Raw genomic sequence first — 24,643 nt, 5'->3', positions numbered from 1 at the left:
GACAACATGGGGAATGACCAATTGAAGAAAACGATTGGCTTTTGGGTTGGAACATCTATTGTAGTTGGTACAGTTATCGGTTCTGGTATTTTCATGAGACCTGGTGACGTGCTTGAATTGAGCGGTAATTCAACCATGGCCTTGTTAGCTTGGCTGATAGGCGGTCTGATTACCCTTGCAAGCGGGTTGACGATTGCGGAAGTGAGTACACGTATCCCTAAAACGGGAGGCTTATATGTCTATATGGAAGAAGTGTACGGTAAAGCATGGGGATTCCTATGCGGCTGGGTTCAGACATTGGTATATGGACCTGCAGTCATGGGCGCACTCAGTTTATACTTCGGGTTATTAGTTGCAGGAATATTTAAGATCGCTTCAGGCTACTCTTTGGCGATAGGGATTCTTACGATTATCTTCATAGCAGGCATGAATTTGCTGGGGACAAAATACGGCGGTATCATCCAAACCTTATCGACCGTTGCTAAATTGATCCCTATCATTTTCATAGCGGTGTTCGGTATCGCACAAGGTGATATGCCTGTATTCAATATCAATAGTGAAAGTTCAATGAAAATCAGTATGGCCGGTGCGATTTTGGCTACGCTCTGGGCTTATGATGGCTGGATGAATGTAGGCTTCATGGCAGGGGAAATGAAAAATCCGCAGAAAACGTTGCCGCGGGCAATCATAACGGGATTGGTCGTGGTCATGGTCGCTTACTTGGCTGTGAATCTTGCCATGCTTCATGTATTGGGGGCAGAGGGAGTCATAGCCCATGGTACGAATGCAGCGAATGTTGCAGCAACGCTTTTATTCGGTGAATTGGGCGGGAAATTGATATCAATCGGAATTGCGATTTCAATCTTCGGCTGTTTGAACGGAAAGCTTTTGACCTTTCCGCGCATTACCTTGGCGATGGCGACTGATAAAATGATGCCAGGCCATAAACAAATCGGAAAAATATCGCCCAAGTTCAAAACGCCTATAAATGCGACGATATTACAAGTGATCATTGCAATCATCATGATGGTTGCAACAGACCCTGACAAACTTACCAATATGGCCGTATTCTCTGTCTTCTGTTTTTATGGATTAGCCTTCTTTGCGGTCTTCATCTTACGCAGAAAAGATCCGAATGCAAAAACTTATAAAGTACCATTTTACCCATTCATACCCATCGTGGCGATTGCTGGTGCAATATATATTGTTTTAAGCACATTAATCCAAACACCTTTAAATGCCCTGTACTCGGTGATCATCCTCATTATAGGAATGCCTGTGTACTGGCTGCTTAAAAAAAGTGAGCGGATTGATAAACGGTCATATTAATGAAAAACCCTTCACTGCATGCAGTGGAGGGTTTTTTTTAAAATTGCTGGAACGAAACTTTCCCTTTGGACAAAAGTGGCGAAATAGACAACTAGGGAAGTTCGTATTAACATAGGGGGAAAGTTAAATAGTGAAGGGTCTGAACAAAAGTGAATTATATCGAGCCTGCTGGTAAATCATTCAGGAAAACAATCTTGGCTTTATTTCTTGGTAGCTTTGTAACGTTTGCGGATCTGTATAGTACCCAACCGGTCATACCGGTTTTCGCAAAGCAATTCGGAGTCTCTCCTGCAATGGCAAGTCTTACATTATCTTTTGCAACAGGAACGCTTGCCATCTGTTTATTGCTTGTTTCCTTTTTCTCAGAAAATATCGATAGGAAAAAAATAATGGGGACGGCCCTCACTCTGTCTGCATTGTTATCCATATGTGTCAGCTTTATCCAGGATGACCTATACATCCTTATCGCAATACGGGCGATTCAAGGAGCGGTGCTTGCAGGTTTCCCGGCAATTGCGATGGCCTATATCAATGAAGAATTTCATCCGAAAAGCCTGGGCTATGTGATGGGGATCTATGTGAGTGGTTCGAGTATCGGCGGATTGGCAGGCAGGCTGATTGTCGGGGTGCTGACCGACCATTTTTCATGGAACATAGCGATTGGAAGCCTTGGGGCTTTAAGTTTGATCATCAGTCTGGCTTTTTGGTGGATGCTTCCGCCTTCGCAGCATGCCATCCGCGTAGGGGCCTCATTTTCGAGAATCAAAACCTCCCTTATTAATAACTTAAGGAATGGCAGACTAGTACTATTATTCGGCATGGCCTTCCTATTAATGGGCTCGTTCGTTACCGTCTATAACTTTGTGGGCATACCTTTAATGGGACCGCCATATCATTTATCTCAAACATTGATAGGCTTCATTTTCATTATCTATCTTGTAGGGACATTCAGTTCCACATGGATGGGGAAGCTTGCCGATCAATATGGTCGGAGGCATGTACTTCTTATCGGAATCGCAATCATGCTGATGGGCGCCCTTTTAACCTTATTGGATCCGCTTTTGCTTAAAATAATGGGACTTGCATTGTTTACATTTGGTTTTTTTGGAGCTCATTCAATTGCGAGCAGCTGGGTCGGAAGGTTGGCTGATAAGAATGAAAAGGCACAAGCGTCCGCTTTATATCTCCTGTTTTACTATGCGGGATCAAGTGTAGTGGGGGCATCAGGCGGTTTATTCCTGATGAAGTTCGGCTGGGGAGGGGTCATCTCGGCTGTATCCATTCTGATCATCCTGGCGGCCGTTTGTGCAATGATGGCTGGAAAAGTGAAAACCGTTTAAATAAAATGATCTTTTCTATCATGTTTTTCCGGAATCCTGAATATAATCTAGTGAAAATGGATATTGAATAATAGATTGATAAGAGAAGAGGGTAATAGATAGAGTGAAACGAAAAGCAGTAATTCTCATTGGGTTAATAGCCGTTTTAATTATATTATTCGTTGTATACTTAACAAGTCCGGGCAGATTGGAAAAGGTGGAGATTGTTGAAAAATATTATCCTCATTTCTCCGATGGCAAGGCAGTCGGTTTTAAGACGAACGAAGTCATTGATGTGACGGAAACCGAAGAGGGATCCAATTGCGCAATGAAATTCAACAATGGGAAAACGTTGGAAATTGATTGTGACCGTTATTTAACTTACAAAATTGATGAAACAGTCTATATTACTACTGAAGGGAACCATGTGAAGGAAATCCGGAGAAAAAGGTAGAGGCTATCAATATTTAATGACGGAAGAGCTGGGTTTGCATAATAAAGCAACTCAGCTCTTTTTTTTATCCACTCAAAAACCCAGACCGTTTTGGACTGGGCTTTTTCATTTTTTATCTTTGATTTTACTTTTATCCTTTTTATTACGCCGAAGTACATCCATGATTCTGCGGCTGTTATTCTTACTGTTTATGAGTTCGACTAAATCGCTCATGTTTTCAGATTCAAAGTCTTTTTGATCTTTTTTCATGATAATCCCTCCAAGTTATATATCATAATACCCTTATGTAGAAAAGGGTAAACGTCTACTATCATATTGGTAATAGAATGATTTTATATCCTTAACCATTCATTATTTGATAAAATGTATAAAAGCCCTGTATGGGAGGTCCATATGGAAGAATTAAGAATGATCGGTGAAAAAATTGAAAAATTTAAATATATCTTAGTGGAGCATATCGAGTTGTTTGAAGAAGAGGAACCGCTCTATGATTTTGAAACGAGTAAAGAGGTACGGTCAAAGCTTATTCAAATACATGCAGATGCCTTGATTCATGGAAAGGCACAAGCGATGGAAAGTATGAAAATAACGGGTATGGAAATAGGTAAGCGCATCGTGGATATGGGCATTCCTTTAGATAAGAATATTGAGGAAGCTCAGCTGATACGCAATCTTTTCTGGAGTTTCATTGAAGAAGAAGTAAGCAATCGCTATTACTCCATCGAAATTCTGCTAAAGGCAAGCTCGATAATAGATGCAATCCTGGACCAATTCATACACTGTGTAAGTATCAGTTACGTGAATCATTATAAAGAAATGGCGAAAATGGCAAACGATTCTTTGCGGAAGATAAAAGAAAACCAAGAAGTCATGGAAGAACTGTCCACCCCGATCGTTCAGACCGTATTAAAGGATGTGCTGCTCTTGCCATTGATCGGACGCATTGACGATTGGAGAATGGAGTCGATGCAATCGACTGTGCTGCAAAAATGTGCAGATTTGCATGCGGAAGTAATAATCATGGATTTCTCGGGAATTACCTTTACGAAGGAAAGCAATATGCTCTCCCTGCTGGATCAATTAGTGGGGGCACTGGCGTTGATGGGTACGGAAACGATTTTTGTCGGCTTTACTCCTGATGTCGTGAAAGAGATCGTCACACTTGATTTTGCAAATCGGGTAAAAGCCTTTCTATCGTTCAGGAAGGCTCTGGAATATCTGTTTAAACAAAGGGGACTGGCTGTTCAGCCAGTATGATGGAGGTATCCTTTTTCAGGGTATCTTTTTTCTATGTCAGGCTAACATTCCAGCAGCATTCATATTTTATCGCCCATCGCCATTTCTCCATGTTATAGTGAAATGACGTCGGCGGACATGTTGATCTTCATTTGTATTAAATAGGACATGTAAAGCGTGTAAGGAAGGTGGATGAAGAGTGTTTTTCAAGAAAAGTGAAGAACCTGATCATAACGAAAAATGGTATTGTGTAGGAATCATGACGGATAAAGGGCTGGAGGATGAAGAATATGATGTTTTGTCCAAACGCATCCTCGACTCAGTCCAAAATGTCTCGGTCATATCGGACTTGGTAAGGGTGGAATGGGATCGGGATAAATTGCGAGCCTTGAACGAACGTTTTCAGGACCCTTCATTTTCCGACCCGTGTTTTATCATTAATGAATTCATACCAGAGGATATAAAAAGGGAAAGAAAACTTCTGGAGAAAACCAACAAATGGAAGAGACTCTTTGGACTCCTTTCCCCGATTGAATACATGGAAGCCGAGACGAAGGCGGCCCATGACTTTGATAAGGCTCTCTTTTATACAGACGATGCAGATAAAGTGATTGAATACATTCTTGCAAATAGCTAGCATCCCCTGCCACATCGATACATTGTATCGGTGTTTTTGCATTTGATTCAAAGTTTATCGGTACAATTTCGCGGTAGTAATTCAACTATAAGTGGGATGATTCGACTTTACGGCACTAATTCGACCTTGCTCGGAATAATCCGTCCTTGTGCGAGTAAAGTCCGACCTTGCGCCTTTCCAACCTTTTGGAAATAAAAAGAGAGAATGTAAGGAAGTTGGTAGGAAAGATGGGGATAAACGCGGAATATCTAAAATAGAAAGAAAGAGAGTTTTAAGGGGAGAGGAAGATGAAGCGATGGAAGTTGCCATACCTCAGCAAAAGCCAAAACGGAAGTGGAGAAAGCGTGCGCTATGGAGTTTTGGTATCCTGATTATTCTTTTGCTGTCCGTTTTGATAGCTGCAAATGTATTTCTTTCAAGATCCTTGCCGGAAACAAAGGGGGATATATCGCTTCCAGGTCTTTTGGAACCGGTTACGGTGGTGAGGGATTCAAGTGGGGTCCCGCATATCAACGCAGCGAATGAACATGATTTGTATTTAGCCCAAGGGTATATCCAAGCACAGGACCGCTTATTTCAAATGGATTTAAGCAGGCGTCAGGCGTCAGGAAGATTGAGTGAAGTGATTGGTGAGAAAACCGTCAAAAATGATAAGTATTTCCGCACACTTGGCTTGAGGCGGGCGGCTGAAGCCTCTTATGCAGCATATTCAAGTGATGGGAAAGAAGCCTTGGATGTGTTTGCCGAGGGGGTAAATCTTTATATCGATGAATTGAAGGAGAATGGGAAATGGCCGGCGGAGTTCACTCTGCTTGGATACGAACCAGAGCCTTGGACACCCGTCGACTCGCTGACCATCGGTAAATATATGGCCTTTGATTTAGGCGGGAACTGGGAGGATCAGGCGTTTAGGCAGTATTTGCTGCAAACGTTCCCAAAGGAAAAAGCATATGATTTATTTCCTGATTATCCAAAGAACGCTCCATATATCATCAGCAAGGAAGAACTGGATATTGAAAAAAGTTTTGCCGGGGCCGTTATTCCTTATGAATTCAATGGCAGCAATAATTGGGTCGTTTCAGGCAAGAAAACGGATTCCGGTCAGCCGTTATTGGCGGATGATCCCCATCTGGGATTAGCTACACCATCCGTTTGGTATCAAATGCATTTGGAGGCCCCGTCAGTCAATGTGAGCGGTGTTATTTTTGCGGGGATTCCGGGAATCATACTAGGTCATAACGAAAAGGTCGCTTGGGGTGTGACCAATACCGGTCCTGATGTTCAGGATCTGTATATCGAGAGGAGGAACCCGGAAAACGAGAAAGAATTCTCCTACAAAGGTAAATGGGAAAAAGCCGATATCTTGGACGAACCCATCAAGGTGAAGGATGGTAAAACACTTGACTATCAAGTGACGGTTACCCGCCATGGACCTGTGGTCTCCGAGTTTGCCGGGAAAAGCGGAAAAGATACCGTGCTTGCATTAAGGTGGACGGCACTTGATCCATCCGCCGAGCTTGAAGCGGTACTGAATATGAATAAAGCGGGGAGCTGGAAAGAATTCGAAAAGGCCCTCTTGAAATTCGAAACGCCGGCACAGAATTTCGTCTTTGCCTCAACCGATGGGACCATTGCCTATAAGGCGAATGGGAAAATCCCAATCCGGAAAAAAGGCGATAGTATGCTGCCTGTACCTGGCTGGACGGATGAATTTGAGTGGAAAGGCTTTATTCCCTTTGATGAACTTCCAAAAACGGTGAATCCGGAAGAGGGATTCATTTCGACAGCGAATAATAAAGTCATCTCGGATGATTACCCTTACCACATCAGCAATAACTGGGCACAGCCGTACCGTCAGATGAGGATACAGGAGTTTTTAAAAGCCAATAAAAGGCTTACGGCAGAGGATATGCAAAGCCTGCAGATGGATAAGGTGAATTTGCAAGCCAAGGAGTTTGTTCCTCAATTCGTGGATGTATTGAAAGGTCCATCGGGGAAACAGGAAGACCAGGCACTAACGATTCTGAAGAAATGGAATCATATTGATTCCGTTGATGAAGCGGCACCGATGATTTTCAATGTCTGGATGAAAAAAATAGGGGATGTTCTGCTTACGGAAGAAATACCGGAAGAAACCCTCAACCTCTTTAATGGAAGGCGTTCGGCCGTTGATGAACTACTAAGGCGGGCGCTGGACGGTAAACCGGGCCCTTGGATTGAAGAGGCAGGCGGACTTGAGCAGGTGCTTGCCAAGTCGTTACAGATGACGTTAACGGATCTTGAAGAATCACAAGGTGACGATATAACTGATTGGGAATGGGGAGACTATCATCAGGTCAGGTTTAACCACCCGCTATCGAGTGTAGTCCCGTTAAATTATTTATTTAACAGCGGCGGCGGAATACCGGTAGGCGGTAGCAGTGTCACCGTACAGGCGGCGGCATTTTTAGATGATGGAACCGTTAATCACGGTGGCTCCTGGAGATTCGTCATCGACCTAGCCGACATGAATCAAGGATATCACCTCGTTGGCCCGGGTCAATCAGGTAACGTTAAAAGTAAGTGGTACCATGATCAGCTTGATGATTGGGCAGAAGGTACTTATCACAAGACCACAATGGATGATCCAAAAGGGGATAAGCTGACATTGAAACCATCATACTGATATTCAGAGAAAAAATACCAAGTCCAGCATCCTTGCTCTGGACTTGGTATTTTTTCATTGTTTTTGCTTAGTAAAGAATTCTGCAAGGAACTCCTCAAAATTAGGGGCCTCGATTGCTGCGATTTTTTCATATGATTCAATGATCTTGAGTTTAATTTCTTGCTCCAGATCATTTCGGTCTTGATAGTTCGTGTTTTTTAACGATTTTTTTATTTTAGGATTCAAAGAGTCTATGAGATCCAACAATTCTTCTTTTGACAGTTTTTTATCCACAATGGCTTTTCTCCTTTCTAACATATACCTCATCCATATAGTGCTTTCGAAGTTTTTTTAAAGCTTGTTTACGGATGCTTGAGATATTCTGTGGCGACTCATGGAAATAGGCAGCAATTTCCTTGTTGGATAGGCCGTAGGAAAAGATCATGGTCAATACCAGGCTTTGTTTGGCTGTTAACTTCTTCAAGGCTTTTATCATCTCTTCATCACTTATGTGTGAAGCGAGTTCATTCGTTTCCCCCATCTTTTCAAGTTGACCGTCCAAGGTGCCGATTAGATCGATCAATCCGCCAGTATCCCTTGGTGTCGCATCAAGTACCATTCGATAGCGTTCCCGCTGCTTCCGTGCCCTTTTATCAAAATCAACAGAGAAAAAGTAAATTAAGGAGCACATGTATTTGTATACTTTAGCCCGGTAATAGAAAATTTTGAAAGTCTCGTTCAGATGACCAATGTTGTAGGTTGAAGGGGAATCAAGAGTTTCAGTGAAAATCTTTAAATGCTCTGGGTTCTGTAAAAATACTTGAATGATCGGTTGTTCAAAGAAAGATGAGTACTGTTGCTGCAGAAACTCCAATGAATGAGAAAAAAAATGAGAAGTTAATTGGTTCATTGTTATCCCTCCTTTAATTAATAAAGTGAAAGACAAGGGGAATAAATCAATTATATAGGAACATTCGTTCTTTTTTCCATAAATCAATAGTGCTAGATTGATTTTTTTAAACAAGTTTCACTTTAGATATCAGATACAAGAAAAGGGGTGAAGAGGATGATGATTGAGGATGCTAGTATGTGGGTTTCATTAGTTAGCGAATTTGGCTATCCATTCGTCGTTTCTATGTTTTTGCTCTTCCGCTTCGGTAAACAATTAAAAGAACTGACAACGGACGTAGAGAACTTAAAAAAGTCCGCTCATAAAACGAAAAAACGATAACCTCAGGACGTAATGTGCCAGGTGATAAACACCGAATTTCGGATTCTATTCTAAAAAGGGTCCGGAATTCGGGTATAAAGAAATGGGTACTCTGAAAATCATGACTTAGTTAAATCCCTCCTTTAAACTCAAGTAAAATAATGGTAAACCATTATTTGGAATATAGCACAAAATAGGTAAAAAATAATCGTCATTTGGAATCATTTTACTACTATAATTCATCCGACAATGGAATTAGATAGGAAATCCTCCCCTCGTACGATTTTAGTTTTATGGATTAAAGTGAAAATACTTTTAAAAAAACAACATTCATCAATAAACTTATGAATAGTATGCGGCATCCAAGTAAAAGGGTGCTGCTTTTCTTATTTTTTGGTAATAAACTGATAATATGGAAAAGGGGTGGATAATTTGAAGGATAAACAGCTAGAAGATATTCGAATCCTACAGCAAGAATGTGAACGTGAAGGTTTTACTTTAAAGCTGAACTGGGAAACGCTTCGCAGTCGAAATGGTGTGCATAAGAATGACTTTTTTCACTATGATGGATTGAAGCTTGTTGGTTTTATTGGTCTTTACGATTTCGGAAACAAAGTGGAGATATGCGGGATGGTGCATCCTGATTACCGGAGGCAAGGCATTTTTACAAAGCTGCTGGAAGAGGCTATAAGGAGTGCCGTGGAGCGCAACTATAAGTTGATTCTCTTGAACTCACCTGCCCAATCCGATTCAGGGACAGGATTTTTGAAACAGCTCCCATGTGAGTTTGCTTTTTCTGAGTTTCAAATGAAGTGGTCCGAAACGGAGCTTGACGATTATGGCGATGCAGTCGTTCGCCCTTCAAGGAGAGATGATGAGAAAACGGAAATTCAGCTGGATATTCAATGTTTTCAATTTACGAAACAAGAGGCGAAGGATTATTATCAGCGCATCCTATATGAGGATACTCTGAAAACTATGATGATTGAAAAGGATGGCCGCGCGGTCGGTAAGATCCGTGTTGATCACTCAGACCGGGAAGCATGGATTTACGGATTTTCCATTTTGCCAAAATACCAGGGAAAAGGACTTGGCAGAAAGGCATTGAAAAAGGTAGTAGCCGAACAATGCCAGCTGGGATATGATATTTTTCTCGAGGTCGAGGCGACTAATGAGCATGCTTTAAGACTCTATGAATCTTGTGGATTCAAAACCATCCAAAGACAGGATTATTATCAATACAAAGGGACGACAAAGAGTTAGGGGCTGGGATGATGTTGACATTATTCATTTATAACTGGCAGGTGCGAAGTGAGTGGTTCAAATGGTGCAGGGCCATACCGAGTGAGGAACTGAAACGGCAGCGCACAGGAGGGATGGGCAATATACTGAAGACTCTTGCCCATATTATCGATGTCGAATGCAGCTGGATCAAGGCCATACAAGGGAAGCCTGATGTCGCGATCGATTTGGACGCTTATGATACGATCGAAAAAGTGGAAGATCTATCTATCCGTTATCATTCTGAGGTCATGGACTATTTATTCTCGCATTCAATTGATGATGAGAATGGAATGATTCAGCCATCATGGATGGAGGGGACATACGAAAAAGGCAGGATACTGCGCCATCTGATAGCACACGAAATTCACCATATAGGCCAGCTGTCCATCTGGTCGAGGGAAATGGGCATCGAACCGGTATCCGCCAGTTTAATAGATCGGGCTTTATAGGCTTTATACTTTAAAACTGGTAATGCAACTTGCATTACCAGTTTTTTATATTGAAAGGAATTCCGAGGTTTTTTAAAAATGTTTCATTGAAGTATAGAGTCTAAGAAACTTATCTTTGATATCTATCTAAGCTAGATTTTTATTAATAGGGAACTTTCTCCCTAAGGATTCAATGATGATTATATACATGATTGAAGGTATAACGAGCTATGGACTCTGAATGGAAATGAGTAAATAGTACCATTTATTCAAAATTCGTAATATTACGGTAAATTTTGGCGCTTATTCGACAAAATCATGATATATTATTCTAGCATTTTACAAAAAATAGAAGGGTTGTGAAGTATGTCGTTCAAGATGCATGTTAATAAGATGCTCGCCCCGATTCTTGCTGTGAGTTTGGTTGCAGCCCCATTTACCGTACCGGGGGAGACATCTGCCAAAGAGTCTAATAAGAAACCTGTCACGACTGAACCATTTATCATTACAGCTCCTACTGTTAATTACACAAAAGGCACAAAAGCGACTGTAACGGTCACACCGAAAAAAGGGAACAAAGGAAATGAAACCGTTGTCTTCCAATTGATGAATGGGAAGAAGGTCATTTCACAGTCAGCCATTGAGGCGGATATTAAATCGGCCCAAAAGTTCTCCGCGTACTTCAATTCGTACAAATCGGGTTATTGGGTCAAAGTATCGGTTGTCTCCAAGTATAACGGCAATACTAGTAACTTCGGCAACAGCCTGGCAGCCTCCGTTTCGGATGCACCATTTGAACTAAGGATCATGGAAACGACTGATATACACACTAATCTGGTGAGCTATGATTATTATAAGGATGCCGTATCGGACTCGGTCGGCTTTTCGCGCACGGCTTCTTTAATCAAACAGGCACGAAAAGAAGTGAAAAATAGCGTTTTAGTGGATAACGGCGACCTTATTCAAGGGACCCCGCTAGGTACGTACAAAGCGAAAATAGCGCCACTGAAAAAAGGTGAAGTCCATCCCGTCTATAAAGCGATGAACTTGCTTGACTACGATGTGGCCACGTTCGGCAATCATGAATTCAATTATGGTTTATCTTATTTGGACGAGGCCATCAACGATGCGAACTTCCCATACGTCAATGCCAATGTTTATAAAAAAGATAAAGACAATAATCCAAAGAATGATAAAAATAAATATACTCCATATAAAATCGTCACGAAGAAAGTGAAGGACATCAATGGAAAAGAAAAATCAGTGAAAATAGGCTACATTGGATTTGCCCCTCCGCAAATCATGGATTGGGATAAAGCGAATCTTGACGGTAAGGTCATTACAAAGGAAATCGTCACGACAGCGAATAAATATGTACCTGAAATGAAGAAAAAGGGCGCGGATGTCATCGTGGCGCTCACACATTCCGGGTTTAATGGCGACACCAAGAATACCGAGGATGTCATCTACTCATTAAGCAAGGTATCCGGCATCGATGCCATCACGTTCTCCCATACGCATAAGGTCTTTCCGGCACAAGATGAGGCTTCTTTAGACAGCCTATTCAAAGATGGCCAAGGAAAAATCCTTAAAGGCGTGGATAATAAAAAGGGTACCATCAATGGTGTACCAGCCGTTCAGGCAGGATATGGCGGCAGTAATCTCGGGATCATCGATCTTGATATCCAAAATATTAAGGGGAAATGGAAAATCGTCAATTCCGATTCATCAACACGGGCAATCAACGACAAAATAACAGGAAAAAAAGCTGCTGAAGATGCGTCTGTCGTCAAAGCCGTGAAGAAGGATCACGAAGGAACGATCAAGTATGTTAACACGCCAATTGGAACGACTACAGCTCCAATTCATAGTTATTTCGCCCTTGTGCAAGACGATCCTTCCGTACAGGTCGTGACAAGCGCACAGAAATGGTATGTAGAGAAATACATCCAAAGCAACCGCCCAGAATACAAGGACCTGCCCATTCTCTCTGTAGGGGCCCCTTTCAAAGCAGGTCGCAATGGAGTCGAGGAATTCACCGAAATCAAGGAAGGCGGACTGACCATTCGCAGCGCCGGTGATTTATATTTATACGATAATACATTGAAGGCAATCAAGATCAAAGGGTCTGTGGTTAAAGAGTGGCTTGAGATGTCTGCAGGGAAATATAATACAATCGATCCGGCCAAGTCCGAGGAACAGGAGCTGCTTAATGGAAAGTTTGCCGTCTATAATTTTGATGTGATTGACGGCGTCACGTACCAAATCGATGTCACCAAGGCTCCGCGCTATGATGAAAAAGGGGTAAAAGTGTCGGATTCCAGCAGGATTGCAGATTTGAAATATAATGGTGAACCAGTGGATCCGAATCAAGACTTCATCGTCGTGACGAATAATTACCGTGCTTCGGGCGGGGGGAACTTCCCGGGAGTCAAGGGCAGCGAATATGTAGTTGACTCTGCGGATGAAAATCGCCAAATCTTGATGGATTACATCACACAAGAGGGTGAGATCAATCCAACCGCTGATAATAACTGGTCGATCGCCCCGATTTCAGGCAAGGTGAACGTTACCTTCACCTCATCACCAAAAGGTGCGGAATATTTAAATGAAGACAGCGCGATTTCCTATACAGGCAAAAAGGATGATAAAGGCTTTGGCATTTACAAATTCAATTTGGGGAAAGAAAACGTCAAGGTGCAACTGCTCGGGATAAATGATCTTCACGGCCAGCTTGATACCACCTCCGATTTTGGCGGTATCAAACAAGGGCGTGCTGATTATTTAGCTGCGCACTTGAAGCAGCGTAAAGCTGAAAACCCTGAAAATACACTTTTACTTTCGGCAGGGGATGCTGTTGGGGCAAGTGCTCCCGTTTCTTCATTGATTCAGGACAAACCGACGCTTCAGTTTTTGAATAATATGAAATTCGATGTCGGAACTGTCGGGAACCATGAGTTCGACAAAGGGGTAGAAACCCTGATGGCTCAAATCAATGGCGGAAAGTCACCAACATCCGATGTGGTATTCGATAAATTGAACTTCCCGTATGTAGTAGCCAATGTCGTATATAAAGACACGAAAAAACCGATTTTGGACCCTTACGTCATAAAAGAGGTCGGCGGAGTTGATATTGGGTTCATAGGTGTAGTCACGAATGCCACACCTCAAAAAGTAAGTCCGGATGGCATTAAGAATGTGGAATTCATAGAACAGGCACCTGCCGTAAATAAGGCGGTTAAAGAGTTGAAAGAAAAAGGCGTCAAATCGATTGTGATCATCTCACATGACCCAGGCACGGAAAAGGAAGGGGTCATCACAGGTGAAGTGGCTGATCTTGCTAATGCCGTGGATGATGAAGTAGATGTGATCTTAGCCGGAGATAATCATGCAAAGGTCAACAACTATGTGGATGATAAATTGATTGTACAAGCTTACTCTTATGGAACGGCTTTTGAAGATGTGGATTTGGAAATCGACCCAAACACAAAGGATATTGTTAAAAGATCAGCTGAAATTGTTACGGTTACACAAGATGGCATCACGCCTGATGCCGGGACGACGAAATTCATTAACGACTACCTAGACATGTTCCCCGAGTTGAAGGCCCCGCTTGGGACAACGGATGAGAAAATTTTAAGAGCTAATGCCTATACACAGGAAACGGGCCTTGGGAATTTAATTGCCGATTCGATGAAGGCAGATTTGAATTCCGATTTTGCCTTCATGAACCCAGGTGGAATTCGTGCAGATATTCCAAAGGGGGAAGTCACTTTTTCCGATTTAGCGAAAATCCAACCGTTCGGAAACGTATTGGTTAAGCTGGAACTGACTGGAGCAGAAGTGAAAACGCTGCTTCAACAGCAATGGGTCGTCGAAGGATCTCCGAAAACTTTGCAAATTTCTGGATTGAGCTACACAGCCGATTTCAGTAAACCTGTCACGGAACGTGTCACTTTATTGAAGGAAGCGGACGGAACGCCGATCAAGGATACCGAAACATACACGGTGGCCGTCAATGATTTCATGGCTAGCGGCGGTGATAACTATACCGTCCTGAAAGGAAAAGAGCGTGTGTTTGGACATGCTGACCTGGAAGCATTCGTTAACTATGTGAAAGAAACCTTTAAAGGCGGGAAGATCACGGCAGAAATCGAAGGCAGAATTACGAATATCAATAATTGAGGTTTACTCGTGAATTGAGCATTTACTCGTGAAACTCTAAAGAGAACGCCCCTTAATACAAGGGGCGCTTCTTTATGTGATTAATTGTTTCTGAAAATGGAAAAGTTCAATCCTAATGCGAAGGTGACCCATGCTATATAGGGAATCATAGCTAAACCGGATGCACGGTCTATTCTATAAAACTCGAATGCCGTTAAAGTAATCAGGGTCAGCAGTGCAGCCATTTCAATAAAGGCTGTTCCGCGCAATCCCCATTTGAAGAATAAAAAAGACCATAAGAAATTCAACCCTAGTTGAGTATCATAGAGGCGTTCAGCGGACTTCGATTTTTTTTCTTTGGATGCAATGCGATATTTCGCTATTCCCATAATCGTATAAAGGCTTGTCCAAGCAACGGGGAAAGTCCAGGAAGGAGGCGCAAATGCAGGCTTCTTGAGTTCATCATAAATTTCTTTTGAATTCCTTGTGGCGAATATACCCACAAGTGAACCTCCGACCACAGGTACCAATAAACTTTTAGCGAATTTTCCGTAGTTCATAATGAATTCACTTCTTTCTTCATAATTTGGATGTTCTTATACCTTTACCTATTCATATGAAAATAAAACAGGGCCTTTAATGACCAAGTGTAACTTTCTTCCAGATTATACGTCGGTACTATTAAGAAAAGGGGGAATACCGATGAACCGTAAAACAATGATGCTTATGTTCTGTTTGTTACTTTTACTTGCTGGATGCAGCAGTAATGAAAAAGATGATTCAGCATCTAAAGCACAGGATGAAACGGAGGACAGTAAAATGGACGCTTCAATTTCCGGGAATAAGGTGCAGGAAGAAGCAGCGGAAAAGGAAGGGATGACGGATGAAAGAAAGGTCATCCATCAAGCCCAGCTTGAGTTGAAGGTGAAGAACCTTGAAAAAGCACAAATGAAGATTGAGAATAAGGTGGCTGAATATGGCGGATATGTGGTCGAGTCCAATGTATACAGGGAAGATGAAGAACTGGTGGAAGGAATGATCACTGTTAGGGTCCCTGAATCCCATTTTCAGGAATTTCTGACCGATAGCGAGGGCGAGGCTTCAGAAGTGGTCGGAAGGAATGTGACAGGACAGGATGTAACGGAGCAATATGTAGATCTAAAAGCAAGATTGAAATCAAAGAGGGCAGTAGAGGAAAGATTACTTGCATTCATGAAGGATGCTGAGAAGACGGAAGATTTACTGAAAATATCATCCGATCTTGCCGTGGTGCAAGAAGAAATAGAACAGCTGACCGGGCAAATGAAGTATCTAGAAAACCAAACCTCATATTCGACGGTTACCATCACGTTATCACAGGACCGGATAGTTGTGCCGGGCATTGATAATAAGGAATTGAATACATGGGAGAGAACGAAGAAACAACTTGCAACGAGTGCGAATCTATTACTTAAAGCGGGTTCAGGAATCATTGTTTTCATAATAGGAAACTTGCCTATCCTCATCATTTTAGGCGGAGCTGGTGCGGTGGCTTATTGGGTGATCAAAAGACGGGGTAATAGGTGAAAGGCAGAAATAGAGGGTGCCAATTAGATTGGGCACCCTCTGACATTTATCTATTCCGTTTATGCAAGCCAGTCACATAATACAGGGCTACCAACAGTAAGATCCAAATCGGACCAACGATTAGAGCGATTCTTGTATCTGCTGAAAAGCCGAGTACTACCATTACGAATACTAAAAAGGCTAAAGTGAAATAAGAAGTGAATGGGAAAAGCGGCATTTTGTAAGACAAGCCTTGCTTTTCTCCCTGACTCATTTTCCGTCTAGACATGATCTGTGTGACAAGTATGGTTCCCCATGTCCAGAGGGCACCGAATGTAGCGACACTTGTGACGTAAGTGAAAACTTTATCGGCTTCCATGTAGTTAAGGTAAACACCGAAAAGAAGCACGACAGCCGAAACGATGATGGCAACGCCAGGAACGCCTGACTTTGTAGTACGTTCGAAACTTTTTGGTGATTCACCTTGCTGCGCTAGGTTGAATAACATTCTTCCTGTACTGAAGATCCCGCTGTTACAAGATGAAAGGGCTGCTGTCAGTACGACAAACTGAATGATTCCTGCTGCGCCTGGTATACCGATTTTATCAAACATCATAACGAATGGGCTGTTTTCTCCATTCATTTCATCCCATGGAGTGATCGATAAAATGACTGTCAGAGCTAAAACGTAAAAAAGTAAAATCCGATAAAAAACGGTATCGATGGCTCTTTTTAAAGATTTTTCAGGATTTTTAACTTCACCTGCGGTTACTCCAAGCATTTCAATTCCCAAATAGGCGAACATGACCATTTGGAAAGAGAGGATGACACCGGAAATCCCATTAGGGAAAAACCCTCCATGTTCAACAAGGTTGCCGAATCCGACCGCGATTCCGCCGTTCCCCAGTCCGAAGATGATCATTCCGAAGCCAAGGACGATCATAAGGATGATCGTAATGATTTTCACTAAGGCGAACCAAAACTCCAATTCACCATATGCTTTTACAGCAAGAAAGTTAACCGTAGTCATGATGGCAAGAGCGGCTAACGCCCAAGCCCATTGCGGGGTGTCAGGGAACCAAAATTGCATATAAATTCCGACTGCCGTAATTTCAGCCATACAGGTGGCAATCCAAACGAACCAGTAATTCCATCCGGTTATGTATCCGGCAAGAGGACCGACAAATTCGCTAGCATAGCGACTGAAAGAACCTGCGACAGGATTTTTAATCGCCATTTCCCCTAGTGCACGCATGATAAGATAGATCATAAGCCCGCCAATGGCGTAGGAAATGATGATGGCTGGGCCGGCTAATTTAATCGCAGATGCCGAGCCGAGAAATAAACCGACTCCAATGGCTGCGCCAAGAGACATTAATGCGATATGTCTTTCTTCCAAACCTCTATGCAGTTGAGATTCTTTGGAGTTTTGCATAATTTTCCCCTTTTCTATGTTGGAGTTTAATTTTCTCTATCTAGCATTTTATCACTAGTAGAGGAGAATACATATAATTTATTGATTTTTCACATAATATTACAACTAAATAATATATTTTAATAGGAAGAATGTAAAGCAAAAAATGAAAACGCTTACTACAAAGTGATTCAATCTGTTTTCCTCGTATATATAATCTTTCAAAAACTATTAGAATGCTATTCAAACAAAATATAATTATGTGATTTTTCTAAAAATTTAGACTTTTGATGATGGAAAAGCTGGCTCCAAAATAAGGAACAGCATATTCGTTCCATCATTGCCAGATGGCGGAGGCCAATTCAGGATGATCTACGAAAGGGTTGCGATTATGCTGATACTGATTATAAATGACCTCATTTCGGTTAAGCTCGAAGGCATCTACAGGATTTTCTGTTCATACCACTCCAGTAAGAAGCCATTCCATGAATCGTTTGATACTGATTTCCAGAGAAGTCGATTTATATGTAAAGTGAAGCTTAGCGGAATTTAGGGGAATTGCCCGGGAAATAGCGAAGGCTGTTATGGAAATGAAAATGATACGAAAAACCGTCAGCATTCGACTTACTGTTTCAGTATGTAGATCCTAAAAAAAACTGTAGACAAACTCGATTTTCATCGAGTTTGTCTACAGTTTTAACTAACAGCATGCTACTGATGGTTTTTTTTACTCTGTTTTATAAGAAGACTTTGAATGAAACTCAATAACAATGATCCGATTAAAGCTCCCCAAAAAGAATTTATTACAAAGCCACTGACGGCATAGGAAGTGATTTGGAATGTGAAGGCATTGATAATGAAAGAAAACAACCCGAACGTCAGGATGGTGATCGGCAATGTGATAAGTAGGAGAATGGGTCTAACCAGCAAGTTCATGATCGATAATATAAAAACCGCCAGCAAGGCTGTTCCGTAAGATTTAATCGTGATGGAGTCGAGAAGCCAGTCAATAACGAGCAATACCAGCCCGTTGATAAGAAAACGCATTATTATGTTCATGAATAACTCCTCCTGAAGACACTTTACTACAAGTCATTATACTAAAATTTCATGAATTTCAGTTATATGTTTGCAGAATTGTCACAAAAAAAAGAGGAATACGATATGTATTCCCCCAGAACCGAAAGGACCTTTTTACTTAAAAAAAGGTCCAGTTGATTTCAGAAATCCGCTCCCTTTCCGCCGACTGTCTGCCAAGCCTCCTCGGCACAAGTGCCTGTGGGGTCTCGGCTAGCCAGTTATTCGGCAGGAGTGTCGCAAATTTCTTCAATCCAATATAGGTTTCATCCAATATAAAAAGTAAACGATGGAGGATAAGCAAGTCTTGTTTTAAAAACACGGTTCGGCTACAGTCTATTCATTTAAAAAGGTCCAGTTGATTTCAGAAATCCGCTACCTTTCCGCCGAAAGGACCCCCATTTGTCTGCAAAATGGGACCCATTAGGTTCTATTTAGTTGTTGGCAATGATTCTTTCGAATTCACTTAATTCCAATGTGTTTTTCAATTTTGGGTTGGTGTTTAAGGAAAGCAGAGCACTTTCGATGAGAAAGGTTCGCGGTTCAGTGTTTTGTAATAATTCCTCTTGGATAAAGTGAATCAATTTTAAGTTTTTGACCCTTTCCGCTTCATCATCTTGGCATAGCCTCAAGATCATCTTTTTTAGGCCATTTGCAGAGTGCAGGAGTGCTGTATGAAAATCCTGCTGTGTATGAAAGCACTCAGGCAGCCATTGCTTGATGAGATCGGGTTCCAATAGCTGTGCTTTTGACGTGCTGACATCTTCGAAAATCGATTTAATCCTATCGACACAATAACGGATAATTTCAGTAGGGTTGAAATCGGGCTCTTTAGCCAAGGCATTAAAATGAATCGTTTGATGCATCATCCCCGAGTAGAGAATGGCACAGTCCAAAATATAAGGTTTTTTATCAGCACCGAAAATGTCCAGAAACCGTTTTGATAGCCAATGGATATGCTGGAATTTAGCATGAGTTATGAAGTTCTTAAGTTCGGTATCATTTGAAATCATTACTTCTTCATATAAGAAAAAGATTTTATTGTTTTTGTTGGAGTGCATTTGTAATTCGGATTGTTTGATGAATATTTCAATATCTGCAAGGTTTTGCCCAATCAGCAATTCATTCCGCTCTTTTTCGAATTTTTCTTGCGAAGTTAGGAAAACTGCCTTAAGCAATTCGCTTTTAGAAGAAAAATAGTTATAAAATGTTCCTTTTGAAATGCCGCTATAATCTAAAATATCCTGAATGGAAGTGGCTTGATAACCCTTTTCAATAAATAATTGGTGTGCATATTTAACTACCAGTTGTTTGCGCTCATTCATATATATCACCCTTACTCTTATTGGACGGTCATTTTAACGTAATAGTATCTTATTTTCTATACGAACACAAACCAGTATGTTTACAATTTCTCCAGCAAAATAAGGGTGAAGGCCTTTTGTTTCAGTCCGTTTATGAATAGTTCTGCTGAAGATAAGGTTCACAAAAGTCAGTTTCTATGCCTCCTTCTATTCGTCATGTAAATAAAGCCTGATGTAGTGAACAAAGTCACAGGAGATCATTTCGGTTTGTTATAAGATAAATAGAAGGAAATAGGTAAAGTTAGCGCAAAGTATCTATGAATATTCGTTATCATTCTCGATTACTAACCCATTGGTAGGAGAAATGATAAAATCACTTGTCATGAAGGATTATTGGTTATGAAGGTCGTATACCATTATTAGGAATTCTATTATGCCTATAATTTGTTCCGTCAACGTTTATAGATTTTGAATTCTCCATATTACGGTTGGAGGTGAAGTCATATCATCAACGAAAAAATAATGAATTGATTATTATATTAAAATTATTATAAATAAGTATTGATTTTTTTCTAAGAAGCTTTATCATTATATACATAAATATTAATGAAAAGGTGGTTCAATTATGTCGAATAAGAAAAACCTTACTACAAGCTGGGGAGCGCCAGTAGGAGATAATCAAAACTCGATTACTGCCGGCGAACGCGGCCCGGTACTCATTCAGGATGTACACTTATTGGAGAAACTAGCCCACTTCAACCGTGAACGTGTGCCTGAACGTGTAGTTCATGCGAAGGGGGCCGGTGCATTCGGAACTTTCGAAGTAACGAACGACCTTTCTCAGTACACGAAAGCTAAACTTTTCAATGGTGTGGGCAAGAAGACAGATCTTTTTATCCGTTTCTCCACAGTTGCAGGAGAATTGGGTTCTGCTGATACAGTCCGAGACCCGCGTGGATTTGCTGTTAAATTCTACACGGAAGAAGGAAACTACGATATCGTCGGTAATAATACGCCTGTATTCTTTATTCGCGATGCGATTAAATTCCCCGACTTCATCCATACACAAAAAAGAGATCCTAGAACACATTTGAAAAACCCTACGGCTGTTTGGGATTTCTGGTCACATTCACCGGAATCTCTGCACCAAGTGACGATCCTGATGTCCGATCGGGGCATTCCTGCTACACTTCGTCATACACATGGTTTCGGAAGCCACACATTTAAATGGGTGAATGCTGAAGGAAAAGGCGTTTGGGTGAAATACCACTTCAAAACAGAACAGGGCATCAAAAACCTTGATGTGGATCTAGCTGCAAAATTAGCAGGTGAAAACCCTGATTATCATACGGAAGATCTTTTCAATGCCATTGAAAAAGGGGACTTCCCTGCATGGAAATTATATGTTCAGATCATGCCTCTGGAAGATGCGGATACATACCGTTTCGATCCATTCGATGTGACGAAGGTATGGTCTCAAAAAGATTATCCACTGATCGAGCTTGGTCGCATGGTATTGAACAGAAATCCTGAAAACTACTTTGCTGAAGTAGAGCAAGCCACGTTCTCACCGGGAACATTCGTACCGGGAATTGAAGCTTCCCCAGACAAGATGCTTCAAGGACGCCTATTCGCATATGGAGATGCACACCGTTACCGTGTGGGCTCGAATCATAACCAGCTTCCGGTGAACCGTCCGAAAGTGGAGGCGAACAACTATCAGCGTGATGGCTTCATGCGTGCAGATGACAATGGTAAGGGATCTGTTTATTATGAGCCGAATAGTTTTGACGGCCCTGCCGAAACAACGGAAAATAAAGTCACTCCTTTCGAGGTGACTGGGAAAGCTGCACAAGTCGGTCATAATAGTGATGATCACTACACTCAAGCAGGTGACTTATACCGTCTATTAAGTGCCGAAGAGAAAATTCGCCTTGTTGACACGATCGTGGGCGCAATGAAACCTGTGGAATTGGAAGAAATCAAGCTTCGTCAAATCGGACATTTTTACAAAGCCGATCCGGAATACGGAACGCGCATAGCCGAAGGTTTAGGTTTGCCCGTACCGCAAGAAGCGCAAAATATGTAACTACCAATCTATTAAATGAAAACAGGCATCCATTCATGAATGGGTGCCTGTTTTGTTTGTTTATGGAGGGCTCCGTTATATAAATGACACCCGACAAGTTCGGTAAGAATATATAGTTATAAATGTTTGTAAGGAAGTCATGCTGTCAGATTAATTGGGGGCCAGTTACTTAGATTCGGTAAAGGGTGGAATTAATGACTAGTAATAAGAATCGGGTTTTAGTTGGTAGTCCAATTTACAAGAAAATCCAGCTCTCACTTAAAAGGTTGGATGGGGAGGGAATGGAGCTTGGCATTTTCTTAATTGATGAAAAGCAAATTGCTCGAAGATTTCAGTCAGGAGCAGAACAATGTCAAAGCAATAATTAAATCGAATCAGCATACATTTGGTTAAGAGGAGGTGCAGTATGGACGTTTTTGTGCGGCAAAATGATTCCTTGTGGTATTATAGCCAATTATTCAAGGTGAATTACCAACTTATTATTGATTCCAATAGTGGGATTGATCCACTTGCACTTATGATTGGCCAACAAATCAAAATTCCTGGCTTTACGACGACCAGTTATAATATTAAACAAGGTGATTCGTTATGGGCAATTGCCAGGTCACGTAATCTTTCATTGGATGCCCTATTTTTGGTTAATCCCAATCTCAACCCGAATGCCCTGCAAGTTGGTCAGACAATTTCTGTGCCATTAAGGATTACTTGGAGGCTAATTCAAGGAAACCGGGAATATGATTATGAGACAATGATGACCGATGTAAGACGGTTGAAAACTATCTATCCATTTATTAAAACCTCCCCGATCGGAGACTCTGTGCTTGAAAGGGATATCCCTGAAGTGCTGATTGGAAATGGTAACAAACGAGTTCACTATAATGGTTCCTTTCATGCGAATGAGTGGATAACGACGCCTGTGATCATGACCTTTTTAAATGATTATTTACTCGCGATCACGAATCAGGCAGACATCCGCGGTCTATCTCTGTTTCCCTTTTATCAACAGACGATGCTGTCGATCGTCCCAATGGTGAATCCGGACGGAGTGGAGTTGGTTCTTAAAGGCCCTCCTGCAGATGAGTCATTGAGGCGACGGCTCGTGGAATGGAATAATGGAAGCGAAGACTTCTCTGGCTGGAAGGCAAATATTAACGGGGTGGATCTGAATGATCAATTTCCCGCCAAATGGGAACTGGAAAAAGAACGCAATAATGTAACGGAGCCAGGTCCGGCAAATTATTCCGGGGAAGGGCCGCTTACACAGCCAGAGGCCATTGCAATGTCAGAGTTGACAAGAAAACGTGATTTTGGCAAAGTCCTTGCGTTCCATACCCAGGGAGAAGTCATTTATTGGGGGTTTGAAGGTTTGGAACCGCCCGAGTCGGAAACGATAGTCAATGAGTTTGCGAGGGTCAGTGGATATGAGCCTGTAAAATCCGCCAATAGTTACGCAGGGTATAAGGATTGGTTCATTCAGGATTGGCGCAGGCCGGGGTTTACCGTGGAGCTGGGCAAAGGAACGAATCCCCTCCCTATATCACAGTTCGATGAGATTTATCAGAAGTCGCTTGGAATTTTCTTGGCAGGGTTATATATGTGAATTTTGACCAAATGAAAAAGCTCAACTCCGTTACCATGGGGAAGAGCTTTTTAGTCTTATAAACTATTAGACTTGAAACGATGAGGGCTGCTGCAAAAAATAAGTAAAGTCATGCTTTACTTATCGATTGCATGAATGACACGCTTTTTAGCCTGAAATTAACGGACATTCTCCATGTCCCAGTAATATTGCAGCCCTTAACAAAAGGAATTCTAAAGTTTTACGGTAAGAAGTTTGACTTCCTTAACGCTAGTATTGGCCCCACCTACGCCAAATACTGTGACGGCCACGCATGCCATCCAACCTAATTTCATTATAATAGAAAGCGCTTACATTTTCAAAAATAATCGTAATGCAAATTTCGACATTCGCATAAGTGTCCCTTACCAGTAGGATGAGAATGGGCGTATTACTGATAAGGGCACTATAAGATTCAGGTTAATCTGCAATGAACTCCTGCAGCTTTTTTGTTAGTCCGCCACTGCCAAATTTAATGAACTTTGTCTTTCCGGCTGCTTGTGCCGGGGGAGCAGCAAATTCCAAAAAGGCTAATAGGTTGATCCTTCGGTAAAGTATATGGTCAATGCCATATTGATAGAACCAATTATCGATTGCATTGTAAACCCCTCTATTCAGGGCATATTGCTGCCGGCACCATTCGAAGAATAATCTGTCAGGCAGATTGATGTACTTCATATCCTCAAAGCGGCCATTTTTCTTCTCATTCAAAATAGGGAAAATGGGCCTTACCAATTCCTTTTGCATAGTGTATTTCCTCCCTTATTGATAAAAACGAAAAGGCTCCCTACTCATGTTGAATAGGGAGCCTCCAGTGAACTGGTCAGCGTATATATTTTCATCTAGCATAATGCTTATTATTCCTATTTGTCAAGTGTGTATTTAAAAAAA

23 protein-coding genes and 1 pseudogene are annotated in these 24,643 nt (G+C 41.6%); 14 read left to right on the top strand and 10 right to left on the bottom strand.

Translation table 11 applies throughout. From position 1 onward, the window contains the following. The first annotated feature begins 6 nt into the window (after positions 1–6). From MKY17_RS25605 to MKY17_RS25595, 3 genes are all read left to right on the top strand, one after another. Positions 7–1,329, top strand: a complete 1,323-nt coding sequence (locus MKY17_RS25605) for an amino acid permease (RefSeq protein WP_098371422.1) — start codon at positions 7–9, stop codon at positions 1,327–1,329. A gap of 149 nt (positions 1,330–1,478) precedes the next feature. After that, entirely contained in the window at positions 1,479–2,669 is a 1,191-nt protein-coding gene (locus MKY17_RS25600) for an MFS transporter (protein ID WP_098371421.1), read from the top strand. Positions 2,670–2,772: 103 nt separating this feature from the next. Continuing rightward, positions 2,773–3,102: a hypothetical protein gene (locus MKY17_RS25595; protein WP_061465409.1), complete on the top strand. Its 330-nt coding sequence runs from the start codon at positions 2,773–2,775 to the stop codon at positions 3,100–3,102. A gap of 105 nt (positions 3,103–3,207) precedes the next feature. Here the strand turns inward: MKY17_RS25595 and MKY17_RS25590 are convergent, their stop codons facing one another. Then, the gene (locus MKY17_RS25590) at positions 3,208–3,351 is read right to left on the bottom strand and encodes a hypothetical protein (protein WP_179891054.1); all 144 of its coding nucleotides are present in this window, start codon (positions 3,349–3,351) and stop codon (positions 3,208–3,210) included. 144 nt (positions 3,352–3,495) lie between these two features. On the opposite strand from MKY17_RS25590, the gene MKY17_RS25585 reads away from it, so the two are divergent. From MKY17_RS25585 to MKY17_RS25575, 3 genes are all read left to right on the top strand, one after another. Continuing rightward, a complete protein-coding gene (locus MKY17_RS25585) occupies positions 3,496–4,359 on the top strand; it encodes an STAS domain-containing protein (protein WP_098371420.1) in 864 nt (287 codons plus the stop codon). Between the two features lie 178 nt (positions 4,360–4,537). Then, complete coding sequence (locus MKY17_RS25580) at positions 4,538–4,975, top strand: hypothetical protein (RefSeq protein ID WP_098371419.1); 438 nt, start codon at positions 4,538–4,540, stop codon at positions 4,973–4,975. A 295-nt stretch (positions 4,976–5,270) separates the two neighbouring features. After that, positions 5,271–7,640: a penicillin acylase family protein gene (locus MKY17_RS25575; protein ID WP_339201062.1), complete on the top strand. Its 2,370-nt coding sequence runs from the start codon at positions 5,271–5,273 to the stop codon at positions 7,638–7,640. A gap of 54 nt (positions 7,641–7,694) precedes the next feature. Here the strand turns inward: MKY17_RS25575 and MKY17_RS25570 are convergent, their stop codons facing one another. Together MKY17_RS25570 and MKY17_RS25565 are read right to left on the bottom strand one after the other, a co-directional pair. After that, positions 7,695–7,913, bottom strand: a complete 219-nt coding sequence (locus MKY17_RS25570) for a hypothetical protein (protein WP_081395591.1) — start codon at positions 7,911–7,913, stop codon at positions 7,695–7,697. After that, positions 7,906–8,529, bottom strand: a complete 624-nt coding sequence (locus MKY17_RS25565; protein WP_098371417.1) for a sigma-70 family RNA polymerase sigma factor — start codon at positions 8,527–8,529, stop codon at positions 7,906–7,908. The genes MKY17_RS25570 and MKY17_RS25565 overlap by 8 nt, the downstream gene beginning before the upstream one ends. A gap of 156 nt (positions 8,530–8,685) precedes the next feature. On the opposite strand from MKY17_RS25565, the gene MKY17_RS25560 reads away from it, so the two are divergent. From MKY17_RS25560 to MKY17_RS25545, 4 genes are all read left to right on the top strand, one after another. Beyond that, positions 8,686–8,850, top strand: coding sequence for a YvrJ family protein (locus tag MKY17_RS25560; RefSeq protein ID WP_098371416.1), 165 nt, complete (start codon positions 8,686–8,688; stop codon positions 8,848–8,850). A gap of 411 nt (positions 8,851–9,261) precedes the next feature. After that, on the top strand, positions 9,262–10,092 hold the full coding sequence (locus MKY17_RS25555; RefSeq protein WP_098371415.1) for a GNAT family N-acetyltransferase: 831 nt from the start codon (positions 9,262–9,264) through the stop codon (positions 10,090–10,092). Between the two features lie 11 nt (positions 10,093–10,103). Beyond that, the gene (locus MKY17_RS25550; protein ID WP_098371414.1) at positions 10,104–10,562 is read left to right on the top strand and encodes a DinB family protein; all 459 of its coding nucleotides are present in this window, start codon (positions 10,104–10,106) and stop codon (positions 10,560–10,562) included. A gap of 345 nt (positions 10,563–10,907) precedes the next feature. Further along, positions 10,908–14,726 carry a bifunctional 2',3'-cyclic-nucleotide 2'-phosphodiesterase/3'-nucleotidase gene (locus tag MKY17_RS25545; RefSeq protein ID WP_286177031.1) on the top strand — a complete coding sequence of 1,273 codons (3,819 nt, stop codon included), beginning with the start codon at positions 10,908–10,910 and terminating at the stop codon, positions 14,724–14,726. Between the two features lie 80 nt (positions 14,727–14,806). Here MKY17_RS25545 and MKY17_RS25540 read toward each other — a convergent pair whose 3' ends face one another. Then, positions 14,807–15,265, bottom strand: a complete 459-nt coding sequence (locus MKY17_RS25540; RefSeq protein ID WP_098371413.1) for a TspO/MBR family protein — start codon at positions 15,263–15,265, stop codon at positions 14,807–14,809. A 142-nt stretch (positions 15,266–15,407) separates the two neighbouring features. Here MKY17_RS25540 and MKY17_RS25535 point away from each other — a divergent pair, with 142 nt between their 5' ends. Next, positions 15,408–16,271 carry a DUF4349 domain-containing protein gene (locus MKY17_RS25535; RefSeq protein ID WP_098371412.1) on the top strand — a complete coding sequence of 288 codons (864 nt, stop codon included), beginning with the start codon at positions 15,408–15,410 and terminating at the stop codon, positions 16,269–16,271. A gap of 46 nt (positions 16,272–16,317) precedes the next feature. Here the strand turns inward: MKY17_RS25535 and MKY17_RS25530 are convergent, their stop codons facing one another. From MKY17_RS25530 to MKY17_RS25510, 5 genes and pseudogenes are all read right to left on the bottom strand, one after another. Beyond that, the gene (locus MKY17_RS25530; RefSeq protein ID WP_098371411.1) at positions 16,318–17,685 is read right to left on the bottom strand and encodes an amino acid permease; all 1,368 of its coding nucleotides are present in this window, start codon (positions 17,683–17,685) and stop codon (positions 16,318–16,320) included. Positions 17,686–18,001: 316 nt separating this feature from the next. Continuing rightward, a pseudogene (locus MKY17_RS25525) lies at positions 18,002–18,118 on the bottom strand (endonuclease); the annotation flags it as partial. A gap of 257 nt (positions 18,119–18,375) precedes the next feature. Beyond that, complete coding sequence (locus MKY17_RS25520; protein WP_098371410.1) at positions 18,376–18,723, bottom strand: phage holin family protein; 348 nt, start codon at positions 18,721–18,723, stop codon at positions 18,376–18,378. A gap of 139 nt (positions 18,724–18,862) precedes the next feature. Continuing rightward, positions 18,863–19,063, bottom strand: coding sequence for a hypothetical protein (locus MKY17_RS25515; protein ID WP_339201058.1), 201 nt, complete (start codon positions 19,061–19,063; stop codon positions 18,863–18,865). Between the two features lie 112 nt (positions 19,064–19,175). After that, the gene (locus MKY17_RS25510; protein WP_098372287.1) at positions 19,176–20,066 is read right to left on the bottom strand and encodes a TetR/AcrR family transcriptional regulator; all 891 of its coding nucleotides are present in this window, start codon (positions 20,064–20,066) and stop codon (positions 19,176–19,178) included. Positions 20,067–20,670: 604 nt separating this feature from the next. Here MKY17_RS25510 and katA point away from each other — a divergent pair. The 3 genes from katA (at position 20,671) to MKY17_RS25495 (ending at position 23,734) form a co-directional block, all read left to right on the top strand. After that, complete coding sequence (katA, locus tag MKY17_RS25505; protein WP_179891105.1) at positions 20,671–22,134, top strand: catalase KatA; 1,464 nt, start codon at positions 20,671–20,673, stop codon at positions 22,132–22,134. 194 nt (positions 22,135–22,328) lie between these two features. Continuing rightward, positions 22,329–22,502: a hypothetical protein gene (locus MKY17_RS25500; protein ID WP_179891106.1), complete on the top strand. Its 174-nt coding sequence runs from the start codon at positions 22,329–22,331 to the stop codon at positions 22,500–22,502. Positions 22,503–22,540: 38 nt separating this feature from the next. Further along, positions 22,541–23,734, top strand: a complete 1,194-nt coding sequence (locus MKY17_RS25495; RefSeq protein WP_098372289.1) for a M14 family metallopeptidase — start codon at positions 22,541–22,543, stop codon at positions 23,732–23,734. A 438-nt stretch (positions 23,735–24,172) separates the two neighbouring features. Here MKY17_RS25495 and MKY17_RS25490 read toward each other — a convergent pair whose 3' ends face one another. Next, positions 24,173–24,499 (bottom strand): hypothetical protein, encoded by a 327-nt coding sequence (locus MKY17_RS25490; protein WP_260399879.1) that lies wholly within the window; start codon positions 24,497–24,499, stop codon positions 24,173–24,175. Positions 24,500–24,643: the final 144 nt, after the last annotated feature.

This window comes from Peribacillus sp. FSL P2-0133, from assembly GCF_037975445.1.
GTDB lineage: Bacteria > Bacillota > Bacilli > Bacillales > DSM-1321 > Peribacillus > Peribacillus simplex_E.
Note: the sequence above shows the minus strand (reverse complement) of the source record. Positions and strands in the feature narration are given on the sequence as shown.